We start from the raw sequence: 16,126 nt of genomic DNA, 5'->3' as shown, positions 1-16,126 counted from the left end.
CCCTTAATGAAATATTTCACTACATCACGGGAAAAAAAAAGCTGGCTCCTTGCTTTATTGGTTTACGGCACCATCCTTTCTACCTTGTTTATAGGAACACCCTTGTCTAAACTGCTGCGCAACCAGGATACACAGGTAATACTGTTTCTGAGCGGGATGGTCCTTATTGCCATATCTATTGGGTTACATTCATTCAGCAAACGACCCGCTAAAATGGAATTAACGGTCTTCTTTGGAATTGTTGCAGTCTACATTATGTTCTTTTTCCGTTTGGGGGCTCCCGAACGCAGCCATCTTATCGAATACAGCGTACTGGCCATATGCATACATATGGCAATGCAGGAGCGCATAAAGTCCAGGACCTGGGTTGCGGGAATAATTGCATTTGGTATCACTTTCTTCCTGGGGGCACTGGATGAGATTATACAATTATTTATCCCCGAAAGGGTTTTTGATTTTCAGGATATTGCCTTTAATGGGCTGGCAGCTGCCCTTGCCATCGGGAGCAGATTAGTTCTGAAATTGGTCTCCGGTCTTTTTATCTGCCTGTTACTTCTGTCAGTAAGTTGTAAAAATGAAAGTGATAAGGAGGCTGCCGGGCAGATACCTTTCCTGGAAGAAAGCCGGTATTATTATCCCAAAGAATATCCGAAAGGCGAACCCTACAAACAAAAACTCGTCTATAATTACAGCAATGGCAATCCATACAAGGTTTTGAAAATTGATAAAAACGGGGAAGTTTTTGAGGATTTTACTTTTCAATATGATTCAACCTGGAACCCATTAAATAAAAGAAATTCAGACAAAAAGGTTGCATCCCATTCTTTTGAAACGATCTCAATACTTGAAGGATATTCAAAATTCACTAAAAGAAATGTCCTGAAAAAATTCAGGGGAGATACGCTCATCGGGATACAGCTAACAGATCACATTCTAGAAGAAGGACACCCCTCCCATTCCGGAATTTATTATCCCGGGGTTTTGTCTTCTGCCCAATGGTCAGAAAATACCTTTAGTTTTTCTGAAAATGGAAACAGGATTTTTATGACACGGACAAAGGGATGGGAAACTCAATTTCCTTTTATAGCTAAAAAAAAGGCGGGAATATTTACCAGCCCTTTTCCTTTTGAGAGAATTGATTCTCTTTACAACGGTGCTATCTCACCAAGCGGAGAGAGGATTCTTTATTCCACACGAGTGGGAGATATAAATTCAATTTACTTGCTACAGAAAGAAAATGGCAATTGGAATATGCCCGTTAACCTTTCCGAAAAATCCGGAATTACAGGCGGCTACTTTTACTGGTACAGTGAGGAAGAGATTTACTTTTATATACCCGATGGAAACGGCGATTTAGTACGTGGCGAGTTAAAAGGGGGTAATTTAAGGATTGCAGATCGGCTGGAAAGCCTGAATAATCCAACTAGTACTGAGTTTAGCCCTTTTGTAGATAAGGACAAGCGATTTATAATCTTTACGCGCTATTTGGATGGAGCTGAATCACAGCAGGGATTTTTTGTTGCGTTCAATAAGGGAGCTATGTCTGAGCCTGTTTGGGGAATTCCCGTCCGTATCAACGAACTCTCATACGGATGGAATGCCTGGATATTAAAGGAAAAAAAATTATTTCTTTATACCAATGGTATCGATATTATGGGAGCTTCACTAGATAGTTTAAGCCTTTTGAAATGATTTATACCTTAAAAACAACAAAAGATAATCAGAAAATTTATGAGACAGCTACAAGTGGGGGTTTTGAAACCCTCAGAGTTAAAACGCTATAGAACCAGGGGCATCAAGTAGTAATAACCAAACGCGATAAAACCACAAAAAGTGCAAAAAAATAAGTAACTTATTAGCACTTAAAAAGTGCGATTACCTGCGTTTCCGTCAAATGCAAAATTCATAAAACAATGTCTTCAGAACTTATCATTATCATTATTGGAATTTTATTCCTGCTTCTGGGATTGAGTACGGCCATCAAACGGCAGGGAGAACCCATAGGACTAATCAATACCAACCTTGGGGTAGGCCTTGGACTAATAGGGATACTACTGGTCATTTATGGTGGGTTTTCTTATGGAACCCAGGTACCGCCCGGACAAATTGAAACGGTTGCAGTAGAAAACAAGAAACCGGTTGAATATCCGATAAAGGACATACAGGTCATTTCACCGCTGCAAGGGGACACTGTAAAATGCCGAATCCTCACCATGGGTGTCTACCCAGACGGACATAACTAGGATATATGGGTTTTGTTAAAACCTTCAGACGAGAGATATTATCCACAATCTGATAACACCAACACTTCCTTTAAGCACAATGGGGAATGGCAGGTTATTACCCGTTTCGGTGGAGACCAGGGAGAGGCCTTTGATGTGGTTATTTATGAAACCGATATGGCAGCCTCAGAATTCTTCAGCAACACTATTGCAGACTGGAAGGCTGCTGAAAGTTACCCAGGCCTGGAGGTGGAAGAATTACCTGTCGGGGCAGTAGAGGTAGACCGGATAACGGTATACCTTGAGGGGAATTGCAGGGGGGTATTTTGATTAATCTTCTTTTGTTTCAGTAACTAAAAATCTCAACAAAGCTCGTATCAACCTTCAGGACCCGGACGGCAACCTGCTGTTCCTTCCTGAAAATAAATAATTCCGAATTCCGGAAAGCTACAAAATTCACAATCCTATAGGGTGAATGAAAAGAAACATATCCCATTTAATATTGTAAATTCAACCCAATAAACGTAAACCAATGCATGTACAAAAAAGTGTCATAGGGAGCTTGCTGGCTGCCTGCCTGATTTTAACGGCCTGTTCCAAAACTGAAAAAGAATCGGCCACCTTATTGATCTTCGGAGGTCCCATCTATACTGTGGATACCACCCAGGCAGTGGTGGAAGCCGTTGCAACCAAAGACAATACCATACTCTTTGCAGGAAGCCTGGAAGAGGCAAGGCAATACCAGACAGAACAAACCCGGCTAATCGATTTGCAGGGGAAGACTATGACCCCTGGCCTCATTGAAGGGCACGGGCATTTTATGGGCCTGGGGTATAACGAACTGGACCTGGACCTGATGAATACCACCAGCTACCAGGAAATTGTGGATGCGGTGGCTGAAAAAGTGGCTTCCGCCGAACCCGGGGAATGGATTACGGGCCGCGGGTGGCACCAGAGCAAATGGGAAGAACTGCCAGAGGAAATGGTAAAGGGTTTTCAAACCCACGACTTGCTAAGTGCTGTTTCGCCGGATAATCCCGTCTATCTTCGCCATGCCAGTGGCCATGCCGGCTTCGCCAATGCAAAAGCCATGGAGATTGCGGGAATCAGCATTTTACCAGGAGAAGGCGCAAATACTTATGAAGTAGAAGGCGGAGAAGTCCTCAGGGATGACCTGGGTAGGCCCACCGGGATCTTTAACGAAAGGGCCCAGACGCTTATCACCCGCCACATTCCTGAAAACACCCCGGAACGGGATATAAAAGCTTTTGAAATGGCCGTAGCAGCCTGTCACAGAAATGGGATCACCGGCTTCCACGATGCAGGAATTGGACGGGAAACCATTGCGCTCTATGAACAAATGAAAGAATCAGGCAGGATGAATGTCCGGTTGTATACCATGCTAACTGGCTGGGATCCGGAATTACTGGAAGAATGGTATGAAAGGGGACCCCAGATAGATACGGCCCACTTGCTTACCATTCGGTCTGTTAAATTAAACTGTGACGGGGCCCTGGGATCCCGTGGCGCCTGGTTATTGGAGCCTTACACAGACCGTCCAGGGCATTTCGGGCATGAAACCCTGCCCATGGCATTTGTTAAGGAAACGGCACTGAATGGCCTTAAAAACGGTTTCCAGGTTTGTTCCCATGCCATTGGGGACCGTGCCAACCGGGAAATTTTGGATCGTTATGAGATCGCTTTTAACGAATATCCGGACCAAGCGAATGACCATCGCTTCCGAATAGAACACGCCCAGCACCTGCATCCTGAAGACATCCCACGTTTTGCCGAATTGGGGGTTATCCCTGCCATGCAGGCCATTCATATGTCTTCGGACCGTCCCTGGGCCATAGACCGCCTGGGAGAAAAACGGATTGTGGAAGGTGCCTATATGTGGCAGTCCCTGCTGCAAAGCGGGATTCCTATCGTAAACGGAACTGACGTTCCGGTAGAGCCGCTGGATCCCATCCCCAGTTTTTATGCAAGTATCAGTCGTAAAACCCTGAAGGGAACCCCGGAGAGAGGGTATGAACCTGCAGAGCGGATGACACGGGAACAGGCCCTAAGGTCTTATACCCTGGACGCAGCTTACGGGGCCTTTGAAGAGGACATAAAGGGATCTATTGCGCCTGGGAAACTGGCAGACTTTACCATTTACAACCAGGACCTGATGACAGTACCCGAGGCATCAGTGCTGGATACTGAAGTAATGATGACCATTTTTAATGGGGAAGTAGTTTATGAGAAGGAGGAGTAGGTCCAAAGACAAAACCAGCTAGCTCCGGGACCCTTAAATTAGTAGACAGGCCGAACAAAAACCAAAAACAATGGACTTGAAGAAATCGAATGCTTTTGCCGAAGCCGGAATGCTTATTCGCAAACCTGTCTCAGAAGTCTTTCTGGCCATAACCGACCCACAAATTACGACGCACTTCTGGTTTACCAAAAGCTCCGGAGCGCTTAAAGAAGGCCGGCAGGTTCGCTGGACTTGGGAAATGTACAACCACAGCGTAGATGTTTTGGTAACTAAAATAGAGCCTGATAAAAGTATAGAGATGCGCTGGGGAAACAAAGGGCAGCAAACTCAGCTCAGTTGGTCTTTCAGGCCCCTTGCGGATGATAAAACCTTTATTTCTGTTGTAAATAGTGGTTTTGAAGGGAGTTCAGATGAAGTCCTTTCGGCGGTGCGGGATGCAACTGGCGGTTTTTCCTGGGTACTGGCGGGTTTAAAGGCCTATCTGGAGCACGGCATAGAACTGAACCTGATTGCCGATCGCTACCCCAAAGAATTGGGAGCCCACTAAGATTTCTATAGAACTACCCAGATAAGCAGTACTTTCTTCCTGCTGATAAATTCCGTAAATTAAGGCCTCAAATTTCAATTTTCTGCAAATCCTCTTGCCTTAATGCAAGGGTCTTAAATACGTTTAAACCAATGAACAAATATTATTTTTTTTCCTTTATGCTCGTACTTTTCAGCTTTTCCTCCTGCGTAACAGAACCAGAATCCCTGACGCTCAGTTCGCCGGATGGAAACAACCAGATCACTTTTGACCTGTCTGATAAAGGAGAGCCCTATTACATCGTTTCGCATAAAAACGAAACGGTGGTAGACAGCTCTTATATGAGCTTCGAACTAAAAGACCTGCCGGCACTTGCAGAAAACTTCAGGATTACAGGCACTCAGGTAGAAACCATGGATGAGACTTGGGAAATGCCCTGGGGGGAACAGTTGCAAGTCCGTAACAACTATAACGGCCTGCTGGTTTCCCTGGAGGAAAAGGATGGGGAAAAGCGCAAGGTCAATATCCACTTTAAGGCTTTCAATGACGGGGTGGCCTTCCGTTATGAGTTCCCCGAACAGGAAAACCTGAAGGACGTCCTTATCCTTGATGAAAACACAGAGTTCAACCTTACCGGAGATCATACGGTCTGGTGGATTCCAGGAGACTGGGACATTTACGAACACCTGTATAACGAAACCAAATTCTCAGAAATTGATGCCCTCTCCAAGCGGGACGTCCCGGACCTGGCAGCCACCTATATTCCTGAAAATGCAGTGAACACCCCGGTAACCATGAAAACCGATGCCGGGCTATACCTGAGCTTCCATGAGGCCGACCTAACCAACTATGCCGGAATGACCCTCAAGGTTGACCCTGAAAACCACCGTATGGTTAGTGAACTGGTTGGTTCCGAGCGACTGGGCGGGAAAGCCCAGGTAAGCCTGCCCTTTAATACCCCCTGGCGGACCATACAGATAGCCGAAAAAGCAGGAGACCTTATTGAATCTAAAATGACCCTGAACCTGAATGACCCGAATGCCATAGGGGATGTTAGCTACTTCACCCCCATGAAATATGTAGGGATCTGGTGGGAAATGCATATCGGCAAATCTACCTGGGACATGGAGGGCAGCCAGGACATGAATACCTGGACAACCGGTAAAGTAGGGTCTTCCCAGCACGGGGCTACAACTGAAAACGCCAAGCGCTATATCGATTTTGCCTCTGAAAACGGGATCAAAGGCCTGCTGGTAGAAGGCTGGAATACCGGCTGGGACCAGTGGCTGAATTCCGAAGACCGGGAAGGTATTTTTGATTTTATGACGCCCTATGACGATTACGATTTTGACGAGGTAATGCGCTACGCCAATGAAAAAGGAGTAGAGGTAATCATGCACCATGAAACCTCAGCAGCACCCCTGACCTATGAAAAGCAAATGGAAGAGGCCTATGATTTTATGAAGGCCAATGGGATGAATTCCGTTAAAACGGGTTATGTAGGCAAGATCATCCCGAAAGGGGAATACCACCACGGGCAATGGATGGTAAACCACTACCAAAAGGTTCTGGAGAAGGCTGCCGAGAAAAAAATCGCCGTAAATGCCCATGAACCCATTAAGGCTACCGGCAAGCGCAGGACCTTTCCGAATGCCATAGCCCGGGAAGGCCTGAGGGGGCAGGAATTCAACGCCTGGTCTGCCGATGGGGGCAACCCTCCGGACCACCTGCCAACGGTAGCGTTTACCCGTATGCTTTCCGGCCCCATCGATTTTACACCTGGTGTTTTCAATATCAAATTTGAGGAATACAAAAAAGACAATAGAGTAAGTACGACACTTGCCCACCAACTGGCCCTGTACGTTGTAATTTATAGCCCTATACAAATGGCTTGCGACCTGCCCGAGCACTATATGCTGGATGGCAAGGTCCACCCGGCCTTTCAGTTTATTACCGATGTGGGGGTAGACTGGCAGCAATCCAAAGTCCTGAACGGGGAAGTTGGAGACTTTGTTACCATAGCCCGGCAGGAACGGGAAACCGGAAACTGGTTTGTAGGCGGAATTACCGATGAAAAGGAAAGGGACCTTAACCTGGCCTTTGACTTCCTGGAAGATGGGAAAACGTACTCAGCAAAAGTATACCGGGATGCGGATGATGCTCACTGGGAAACCAATCCGCAGGCCTATGCCATCGAAGAAATGGACCTGAATAAGGGCGACCAATTAGATATCCACCTCGCCCCGGGTGGTGGTTTTGCGATCAGTATTGTAGAAAAGGAGTAAATGAACCTATTGGTAAAAACCTGATCTCTGAATGCCAGAGCAGCACTAATGAAAAAGAGTTCTCTTATACCCTTATTGGAAAATTAAGAAATCAGTGCCCTCCCCCCATCGGAATGGGCGCATCCTCTTCATTTACGGATTTAGGCTCTTTCAGGCGAAGCGCCAACAGCCCGGCAATGACAAAAAACACCCCTCCAAACAGGATGGCATTGATGGCACTGTTGCCCAGCAGGTTTTTAACGATAGGGCCGAAAGAAAGGGTCTGAATCCCCATGGGAATTACAATCATCATATTGAGGATGCCCATATACACCCCACGGCGTTCCTGTGGCACTATTTTAGACACCATGGAATACGGTATCCCCATCATGGCAGCCCAGCCAATCCCGAATAAAACCATGGGAAACAAGACCAGCATTGGGTCATCTATATAGGGGATGGAGAGCATCGCAATGCCGGTGAGGAATAAACTGGCCGTATATACTTTCTTGCCGCCAAAGCGCACGGCCAGTGGCACCAGGGCCAGGGCAACAACCATGGTGGTAACATTATAGGTGGTATTCATCTTGGCAGCCTGGCTAAGCGCCTGCGACTGGTCAAAATTCATGGATTCCCTAAACAGCGGGGCTATAAATTGCCAATAAACAAACAGGGCATACCACTGAAAAAGATATACGCCCGAAAGTTTCCACATAAAATTGGGCATATCCTTAATGGCTTCCACAATTTCCAAAAAGGGAGCCCGGATGCGATCTTTCAAAGGTTTGGCATTATGGACTTTCATTTCCTCCATCTCTTCGTAAGAAGGCGGGATTTCCGGTGTCCTCAGGACCGACCACAAAATAGTGGTAACCGAAAGGATAGCCCCAATAAAGAAGGAGTAATACAGCCAGCGGGGAATGGAATCAGCCGCCTCGGTAACCGTTTCGGCCCCTCCAAACCAATCCTGAAAGAGGAAAATAGAAGCATTGGCCAGTACAATCCCTGCTCCCACAAACAGGCTTTGCATCTGGTAACCAAAGCTCATTTGCTTATCGTTTAACTTGTCTCCCACAAAAGCACGGTAAGGCTCCATGGCCATATTGTTCCCCACATCCAGTATCCACAATAGGCCAACTGCAAACCAAAGGGCCGGGCTGAACGGAAAGGCAAATAAACAGAGGCTTCCGATAAGGGCGCCTATAAGAAAGAAGGGCTTTCTTCTTCCCCATCTGGGAGACCAGGTTTTATCCGAAATCGCCCCGATTATTGGCTGGACAATGAGTCCTGTAACCGGTCCCGCAATATTGAGTATGGGTAAATCTTCGTGGTTGGCCCCTAAAAATGAAAAAATCGGGTTCACTGCGGTTTGCTGCAACCCGAAACTGAACTGAATCCCCAGGAATCCAACATTCATATTAAAGATCTGCCAGAACGTAAGCCTTGGTTTAATAATTTTCATCCCGGTGGTTTTGGGTGGTTTGGTTTGTCTGTATCCAACATTTCGGACCGTTAAATATAGAAATTATATCAGGACGTGAAGAAATATGAAACTTCAAACTAAAAAACAGGGCGTATCAGCCCGAAGAAAAAACACCTGAAATTGCCGCCAAGCATTATCAGGTGTCCTTCTTTTTTTGATCCCGCGGATGTCTTTTGGCATCTTTCAGGCTTTTGTTGATAATCCACTCCAACTGCCCGTTTACAGAACGGAATTCATCCTCGGCCCATTTTTCTATTTGCTTAAAGGTTTCCGGGTCAATCCTAAGTACAAAAGACTTTCGTTTACTCACAAACTAGGCATTTAGTGTGCCGGCATTCACTACGGGAACAGCCTCTTTATCCCCGCATAGTACCACCATCAGATTGCTGACCATTGCAGCTTTTTTGTCGTCGTCAAAATCGATAATATTGTCCCTGGAAAGCTGGGCCAGGGCATCCTCAACCATGCCTACAGCGCCTTCAACAATCTTTTTACGGGCCGCAACAATGGCGACGGCTTGTTGCCGTTTCAACATGGCATTGGCAATTTCAGGGGCATAGGCCAGGTATCCGATGCGGGCCTCCATTACTTTTATCCCCGCCATTGCGAGTCGTTCGGTTATTTCATTTTCAAGGGCCTCGTTTACCGCATCCATCCCGGACCTAAGCGTGAGTTCTGCTTCTTCATCCTCGAAATTGTCATAGGGATAGGAACCTGCGAGCTTCCGCACGGCTGCATCGGTCTGCACCCTTACAAATTCTTCGTAATTATCCACATCAAAGGCCGCCTTATAAGTATCCTGTACCTGCCATACCAGAATCACGTTGATCATGATGGGATTCCCGATCTTATCATTCACCTTTACGCGCTCGCTGTCAAAGTTTCGGGCCCTGAGCGATATCCTGCGGCGGGTATAAAAAGGATTGGCCCAGAAAAACCCGTTCTCTTTTACCGTACCCATATAAGCCCCAAAAAGAACCAGCACCTTTGAACTATTGGGGTTCACAATAAAGAAACCCCGCATGGTCAGGATAATAATCGGAAAAAGGATCAGCCAAAGCGGATTTCCCATAATGATCAATCCGGTTATCATTATGGCGATCAAGGCAAATAAGACGAATAGTATCAGATAGCCGCTACTGGGCTTGATGGTATTTTCATTTTTCATTTGATATCATTTTAATATCATAATAATACTAATTATTTTTTTATTATCAAAGGAAGTTGATCCAAAAAAGAGTTTACCTTTAATCGGGGATACAAAAAAGCGGACCCGGGTGTTTCGTACCCATCTGTTTGTGCGATCTCCGTTTAATTTTGCATTTAAAAAGGTATGGTAGAAATCCTTACAACTATTTTCTTTCTCTTTGCAGTAATTGACCCCATAGGATCTGTTCCGGTCTACCTGGAGGCGACCAAGGAATTCGATACCCTCCACAAACGGAAAATTGCCATCCGGGCCAGCTTTATTGCTTTCCTTATTTTGCTCTTCTTTATCATTATTGGACAACTAATCCTGGAAGGAATGTCGGTTTCCCTTGATGCCTTCCAGATATCCGGCGGCGTTATCCTCTTCCTTTTTGCCCTTACCATGATTTTCGGGGATGGAAAACCGGAACGCGAAAAAAGCCAGATTACCGACTATAAACACGTTACTATTTTTCCTGTCGCTATCCCATCCATAGCCTCCCCAGGAGCTATTATGGCGGTAGTATTGATGACTGATAACCACATTTATACCATAGAGCAACAATTACTTACAACGGCACTGGTTTTCCTTGTAATTGTGCTGACTGCACTTATTTTACTGGTTGCAGGGGTGGTACAGCAGCGGATCGGGACCTATGGGATTACTGTAATCAGTAAGATTATGGGGCTTATTTTGGCGTCCTATGCCGTACAAAGTATTTTAAGCGGGATCAGTAATTATTTTATGAAACTTTAGCTTCGGATTGTGAGGAATCCAAAAAAACGTCCGTATACCCCTGGCCCACCGCTACGAGGTAGATTCAGTCAATTAATCAAGTGGCTGTTCTATGGGTGCCACTCTGCGCCCTGCTGGCAGGGAATTTAACGAATACTTTTTCAGAAAAGGCTTCCTTTCAGGGAGGACAATTAGCCGTACAACTGTTCTGGATCTATAGCTACGGCCTTGTAGTGGCCCCCCTCCTTGTTTTATTGTGCCACTGGATTGCAGGATTTTTCCACGGCAAAAAGTCATTAGGGTAATCACTTCATTACATTACTTTTAAGCACAAAACAGTTTTGCTTTTGTATTAATAATCCTATCTTGTTGAAGAGCGCTGCCGGTGGAAATCAGCAAGCCGAGGTGGCCTTTTTACCCTTTAAACAACCTGACCCATGTATACAAAAAAAGTCTACCGCATATTTGACATGGTGCGCTGGACGCGTTACGAAACCCTGGTGTTTATACTTATTATTGGCCTTTGGGTCTGCGCCTATTTTTTCCTGGACCTGGATTGGCTCAGGATCCCCTGGACCCCTATGGCCCTGATCGGGACGGCGGTCGCTTTTATCATCGGGTTTCAGAATAACGCAGTATATGGCCGAATCTGGGAATCGCGGAAGATCTGGGGTGGGATTGTAAATACATCCAGGACCCTGGGCGTATATGTTAAGGATATGATCACCCTGGAACAGGGGCCGAAGGGATTCACTGAAAAGGATATCACCGATATCGTCAGAAAAGTCACGTACCGGCACCTGGCCTGGCTTACCGCTTTAAGGCATTCCATGCGGCAGCAAAAAAGCTGGGAAACCACCTTTAGGCATAAAACCAATTCGGAATGGGGCATTCTGCCCCCGGAAAGAAAATCCAGCCTGGAAGCAGATCTCAGGCCCTACCTTTCTGACGAAGATTTAAAGTATGTACTAAGCAAGGGAAATCCGCAGACAGCTGTCCTTTACCTGCAATCCCATCATTTCAGAAAGCTAAAAGAACAGGGGGTGATCTGGGAGTTTTCCTTTCTGGAACTGGAGGGCCTTGTACAGGAGCTCTTTACGCTGCAGGGTCAATCGGAACGCATCAAAAATTTTCCATACCCCCGCCAATATGCCTCCCTGAATCATTACTTTATGTGGTTGTTACTGATGCTGCTCCCTATGGCGCTAATCCCCCAATTCATGGATATCGGCAAGGAGTTATCGGAATCCTATCCGCTTATTTCTAGTGTATTTATCTGTTTCAGCATTCCCATCTATGTAGCGGTAGCCTGGATGTTCCATACCATGGAACGCATCGGAAGGACAGGGGAAAACCCCTTCGAAGGCACTTCCAATGATGTACCCATCTCCACTATTGCCAGGGGGATAGAAATAGACCTCAGACAGAACCTGGGGGAAGATGCTGACAACATCCCACAGCAATTTCCTGCAGATTTTGGGGTGCAGTTTTGAGCGGTTTACGAAAAAAAACAGGGGATCGGCTGGGATACAGCGGAGGATATGGAATTCTTGCCGTACCTTTACAAAACAGGATCCACAGTATGACCCCAGAGCCGCTTGGCGTTTGTCAAACTCCTGTTTAAAAGGTATTTAATAGCGGCAATTCTTGCCAGGTTGAATTATGAGTAGTAAAATTTACAGCGTCATTACGGGGACGGGAAGTTATATACCGACCCAGAAGGTGAAAAATGAAGCCTTCCTTGAGAATGAATTTTACGGGGCTGACCAACAAAAGTTAAAAAAGTCCAATCAGCAAATAATCGAAAAACTTGAGGAAATCACAACCATCAGGGAAAGGCGCTATGTAAAGGACCACCTCGTTACCTCAGACATCGCATACTTTGCAGCCATGGATGCCATAACCTCTTCAGGAGTGGATCCGGAGACCCTTGACTACATTATTGTGGCCCACAATTTTGGGGATGTAAAACACAACAGCCAAAGAATTGACCTGGTACCCACCCTGGCGGCAAGGGTTAAACATAAATTGGGCATTAAGAACCCTGCCACGGTTGCCTATGACCTTCCTTTTGGTTGTCCTGGCTGGTTACAGGGACTCATTCAGGCAGATTACTACATCAAATCAGGGGATGCAAAGAAGATCCTGGTAATTGGAGCAGAGGTTCTCTCCAGGGTAATCGATTCGCATGACATGGACAGCATGCTGTATTCCGACGGAGCCGGAGCAACGCTTCTGGAGGCACGGAAAAGTGAGCAGCCAACAGGGATTCTTGCCCATTCGACGCGATCGGATACCTATTTGTATTCGGAAATGTTGTATATGGGCCCCTCCTATAAACCGGAAACTAAAAAATCGAGGAATATTTTCTTAAAGATGCACGGGCGCAAACTCTACCAGTATGCCCTGGAAACCGTGCCGCAGGCTATTAAGAGTTGTTTGGAAAAAAGCAATACCCCCATTGAGAAGGTCAAAAAAGTTCTGATCCATCAGGCCAATGGAAAGATGGACGACGCAATCCTGAAAAGGCTATACGCACTCTACGGGATAGATTCCTCCCCGGTAGGTGTTATGCCCATGACCATTGATACCCTGGGAAATTCCTCTGTTGCTACCGTGCCCACCCTGCTGGATCTCATCCTGAAAAACCAAATGGAGCCCCATAACCTGCAAAAAGGAGACCTTGTTGTTTTTGCCTCGGTAGGGGCAGGAATGAACATCAATGCTGCCGTTTATAAAATGTAGTTCGAAGCGAATTACAATCACCGGAATCCAGACTTTGGCCAGCCGATAATTTAATAGGTTCTTAAGAAACCTCATATTGATTTTTGACTACCTTAATAGGTATGAAAAAAGCTTTCAGTTTTTTATGGGGAGTTGTTTTCCTACTCAGCTTTTCCTGCGGGCAGTCCCAGTCTGGAAAGACAGCTGCCCTTCCCATAGGTGGTGGCTGTGAAGGATGCGAAGCACTTTTGGAATTTGGCAGGCGTGTCCTTAGCCCGATAGATACACTTCCTAAATTCTCTGAGACAGAACCCAAACTTAAAATCACGGGAATTGTTTATCAGAACGATGGACGCAGTCCAGCCGCAGATGTTATCCTGTATGTATATCAAACCAACCGAGAGGGGATTTATGAAACACATGGTAATGAAAAAGGCTGGGCGCGCAGGCATGGCATAATTCGGGGCTGGGTCAAAACTGCTGAAGACGGGCGGTATACCTTCTATACTTTTCGCCCTGCCTCCTACCCGAACAGCCTTGAACCGGCCCATATCCACCTGACGGTCAAAGAGCCTGGCAAGGACCCTTATTACATGGATTCTTTTGTTTTTGAGGATGACCCGCTTCTCACCCCAAAAGAGCGCTCTGCTCTGGAAAACCGGGGTGGCTCCGGTATTTTAAATCCACCTTTGGAAAAAGGGATGAAAGTCGCCACCCGCGATATTATCCTTGGTCTGAATATTCCGAACTACCGCTGAGCCCAAATGGACTTACAACCCACCCTGAAAAATGAACTCCTCAAAATAAGGCCGCTTCAGGCAAATGACAAAGCAGCCCTTTTTAAGGCAGCCTCCGACCCGCTCATCTGGGAACAACACCCGAATAAGCGAAACGAAGCTGCAGAATTTGAACGCTTTTTTGCGGAATCCCTGTCATCCGGTGGGGCACTGGTAATCATCGGCAAGTCATCCCAACAGATTATCGGAAGTTCGCGATTCAAGCCGGTTTCAGGTTTTCCAACTGGAATTGAAATTGGCTGGTCTTTTCTGAAAAGGGAGTATTGGGGCGGAACCTACAACCGCCTTTTCAAGGAATTAATGATTAACCACGCTTTTGAGCAGGTAGACTATGTTTTCTTCCATATTGCCCCGGAAAATATCCGATCACAGAAAGCAGTTGAGAAACTTGGGGGAAAACCCATAACTCCCGGGCTCAAAAAGCAGCTCCCTGAGCGCAAGGACCGAATTACCTATTTCCTGGAAAAACAGAAGCAGCCCTGAATACCCAGAGGCCCGCTTTTCAATATTTCCCTATCTTTAAATATATGAAAGCCGGCCTTGCAATTTATGGGCATCCCATCCGCCTTTACCCAGGGCTATTGTTTTTTTTTGGTCTGTTGCTGGTTTTTTCCTGCACCCCGGATGGGGATAAAGCGGAGGAAAGCCCGTTCGACAAAACAAAATGGGGCGAAAAGCAGGGGGATAACTACCTCTACAGAGAGGCCATGCTCAATGGAATCCTCTATAATGACAGTATCCGGGAATTACGGGAGGAAAAGATTATGGAACTGCTGGGGAAACCAGACCGGCGAAACGGGGAGTATCTCTATTACGAAATCTCCCGCCGGCGTTTATTGGGCTGGACACTGCACGCTAAAACAATGGTAGTGAAAATGAAAGCCGATAAGAGTGTAGACTGGATAAAAGTGCATCAATAAACTTAAGTGTGAGATAAATGACCGTTAAGGTATGCTTAATCCAGGACAGCCCGGTTTTCTTTGACAAAGTCGCCACCCTGGACAAAATCGAAACCCTGGTACAGACCTATTCCAGGAAAGGTGCAGAACTCATTGTTTTTCCTGAATCCTTTATTCCCGGCTATCCCAGGGGGTTTACGTTCGGGACCAGCATCGGGAGCAGAAGTGCCGAAGGCAGGAAACTATACGCTGAATACCACGAGCAAAGCCTGGACCTGGATTCCCCCGACCTGAAACGGCTGGAAGTGCTATCCAAAAAAACCGGGGCCTACCTGGTAATAGGAGTTACCGAAAAACAACGGCAAAACGGCAGTCTGTACTGTTCCATGCTTTATATCTCCCCCTCGGAAGGGTTGCTTGGGGTACATCGAAAAATCAAACCTACTGCTGCCGAGCGATACGTTTGGGCAGAAGCCGGTGGCGATTCCCTGGTTACTTTTCAGACGCGTATCGGTATACTGGGAGGCCTTATTTGCTGGGAGAATTACATGCCGCTGGCCCGAATGGCCATGTACCGGCAGGGGGTTGAAATCTATATAGCCCCAACCGCAGATTCCAGGGAGAGCTGGGTTAGCAGCATGCAACACATTGCCCTTGAAGGTCGCTGCTTTGTACTGGCCTGCAACCAGTATTTTACGAAAGCCATGTATCCCGGGCGTTTTCAGGACCAGCTTTCCGATAACCCGGAACCCTTTTGCAGGGGCGGCAGCCTGATCGTTTCCCCCCTTGGAGAAATCCTGGAAGGGCCCCTCTACGATACCGCCGGTGCCCTGATGGCTACGCTCAACCTGCAGAAAATACCCGAAAGCCGAATGGACTTTGATCCCGCCGGGCATTATTCACGTGATGATATCTTTAAATTCGAAGCAATCGGACAACCTCCTTTAAAGAAAGAGCGATCAGATAAATAATTGATGATTTAATTGTAACCTGCTTTGAGCTATTAATTCTGAATGTAAAGCCTTAA

16 protein-coding genes are annotated in these 16,126 nt (G+C 46.4%); 13 read left to right on the top strand and 3 right to left on the bottom strand.

Annotated elements, in window-relative coordinates:
* Positions 1-6 precede the first annotated feature (6 nt).
* The 6 genes from ACT6NU_RS08280 (at position 7) to ACT6NU_RS08255 (ending at position 7,293) form a co-directional block, all read left to right on the top strand.
* Positions 7-1,692: a VanZ family protein gene (locus ACT6NU_RS08280; RefSeq protein WP_445381206.1), complete on the top strand. Its 1,686-nt coding sequence runs from the start codon at positions 7-9 to the stop codon at positions 1,690-1,692.
* A 221-nt stretch (positions 1,693-1,913) separates the two neighbouring features.
* Positions 1,914-2,243, top strand: a complete 330-nt coding sequence (locus ACT6NU_RS08275; RefSeq protein WP_445381205.1) for a hypothetical protein — start codon at positions 1,914-1,916, stop codon at positions 2,241-2,243.
* A 12-nt stretch (positions 2,244-2,255) separates the two neighbouring features.
* Positions 2,256-2,552, top strand: a complete 297-nt coding sequence (locus tag ACT6NU_RS08270) for a hypothetical protein (RefSeq protein WP_445381204.1) — start codon at positions 2,256-2,258, stop codon at positions 2,550-2,552.
* Positions 2,553-2,754: 202 nt separating this feature from the next.
* Positions 2,755-4,482, top strand: a complete 1,728-nt coding sequence (locus ACT6NU_RS08265) for an amidohydrolase (RefSeq protein ID WP_445381203.1) — start codon at positions 2,755-2,757, stop codon at positions 4,480-4,482.
* A gap of 70 nt (positions 4,483-4,552) precedes the next feature.
* The gene (locus ACT6NU_RS08260; RefSeq protein ID WP_445381202.1) at positions 4,553-5,029 is read left to right on the top strand and encodes an SRPBCC family protein; all 477 of its coding nucleotides are present in this window, start codon (positions 4,553-4,555) and stop codon (positions 5,027-5,029) included.
* A gap of 131 nt (positions 5,030-5,160) precedes the next feature.
* On the top strand, positions 5,161-7,293 hold the full coding sequence (locus ACT6NU_RS08255) for a glycoside hydrolase family 97 protein (RefSeq protein WP_445381201.1): 2,133 nt from the start codon (positions 5,161-5,163) through the stop codon (positions 7,291-7,293).
* A 91-nt stretch (positions 7,294-7,384) separates the two neighbouring features.
* Here ACT6NU_RS08255 and ACT6NU_RS08250 read toward each other — a convergent pair whose 3' ends face one another.
* The 3 genes from ACT6NU_RS08250 to ACT6NU_RS08240 form a co-directional block, all read right to left on the bottom strand.
* Positions 7,385-8,734 (bottom strand): MFS transporter, encoded by a 1,350-nt coding sequence (locus ACT6NU_RS08250; protein ID WP_445381200.1) that lies wholly within the window; start codon positions 8,732-8,734, stop codon positions 7,385-7,387.
* A gap of 157 nt (positions 8,735-8,891) precedes the next feature.
* Positions 8,892-9,065, bottom strand: a complete 174-nt coding sequence (locus tag ACT6NU_RS08245; protein WP_445381199.1) for an Arc family DNA-binding protein — start codon at positions 9,063-9,065, stop codon at positions 8,892-8,894.
* 3 nt (positions 9,066-9,068) lie between these two features.
* The gene (locus tag ACT6NU_RS08240; protein WP_445381198.1) at positions 9,069-9,923 is read right to left on the bottom strand and encodes an SPFH domain-containing protein; all 855 of its coding nucleotides are present in this window, start codon (positions 9,921-9,923) and stop codon (positions 9,069-9,071) included.
* A gap of 165 nt (positions 9,924-10,088) precedes the next feature.
* Between ACT6NU_RS08240 and ACT6NU_RS08235 the strand changes: the two genes are divergently transcribed.
* The 7 genes from ACT6NU_RS08235 to ACT6NU_RS08205 all read left to right on the top strand — a co-directional run bounded on the left by ACT6NU_RS08235 (position 10,089) and on the right by ACT6NU_RS08205 (position 16,070).
* Positions 10,089-10,700, top strand: coding sequence for a MarC family protein (locus ACT6NU_RS08235; RefSeq protein ID WP_445381197.1), 612 nt, complete (start codon positions 10,089-10,091; stop codon positions 10,698-10,700).
* A gap of 416 nt (positions 10,701-11,116) precedes the next feature.
* Positions 11,117-12,172, top strand: coding sequence for a bestrophin family protein (locus ACT6NU_RS08230; RefSeq protein WP_445381196.1), 1,056 nt, complete (start codon positions 11,117-11,119; stop codon positions 12,170-12,172).
* A gap of 169 nt (positions 12,173-12,341) precedes the next feature.
* Positions 12,342-13,424: a 3-oxoacyl-ACP synthase III family protein gene (locus tag ACT6NU_RS08225; RefSeq protein WP_445381195.1), complete on the top strand. Its 1,083-nt coding sequence runs from the start codon at positions 12,342-12,344 to the stop codon at positions 13,422-13,424.
* Between the two features lie 101 nt (positions 13,425-13,525).
* Positions 13,526-14,161: an intradiol ring-cleavage dioxygenase gene (locus tag ACT6NU_RS08220; RefSeq protein WP_445381194.1), complete on the top strand. Its 636-nt coding sequence runs from the start codon at positions 13,526-13,528 to the stop codon at positions 14,159-14,161.
* A gap of 6 nt (positions 14,162-14,167) precedes the next feature.
* The gene (locus ACT6NU_RS08215; protein WP_445381193.1) at positions 14,168-14,683 is read left to right on the top strand and encodes a GNAT family N-acetyltransferase; all 516 of its coding nucleotides are present in this window, start codon (positions 14,168-14,170) and stop codon (positions 14,681-14,683) included.
* 44 nt (positions 14,684-14,727) lie between these two features.
* Entirely contained in the window at positions 14,728-15,120 is a 393-nt protein-coding gene (locus ACT6NU_RS08210; RefSeq protein WP_445381192.1) for a hypothetical protein, read from the top strand.
* Between the two features lie 17 nt (positions 15,121-15,137).
* The gene (locus ACT6NU_RS08205) at positions 15,138-16,070 is read left to right on the top strand and encodes a carbon-nitrogen hydrolase family protein (RefSeq protein ID WP_445381191.1); all 933 of its coding nucleotides are present in this window, start codon (positions 15,138-15,140) and stop codon (positions 16,068-16,070) included.
* The last annotated feature ends 56 nt before the right edge of the window (positions 16,071-16,126 follow it).

This window comes from Robiginitalea rubriflava (genome assembly GCF_052540725.1).
The sequence above is the reverse complement of the archived record's forward strand: the minus strand, read 5'-3'. Positions and strand labels throughout refer to the sequence as shown.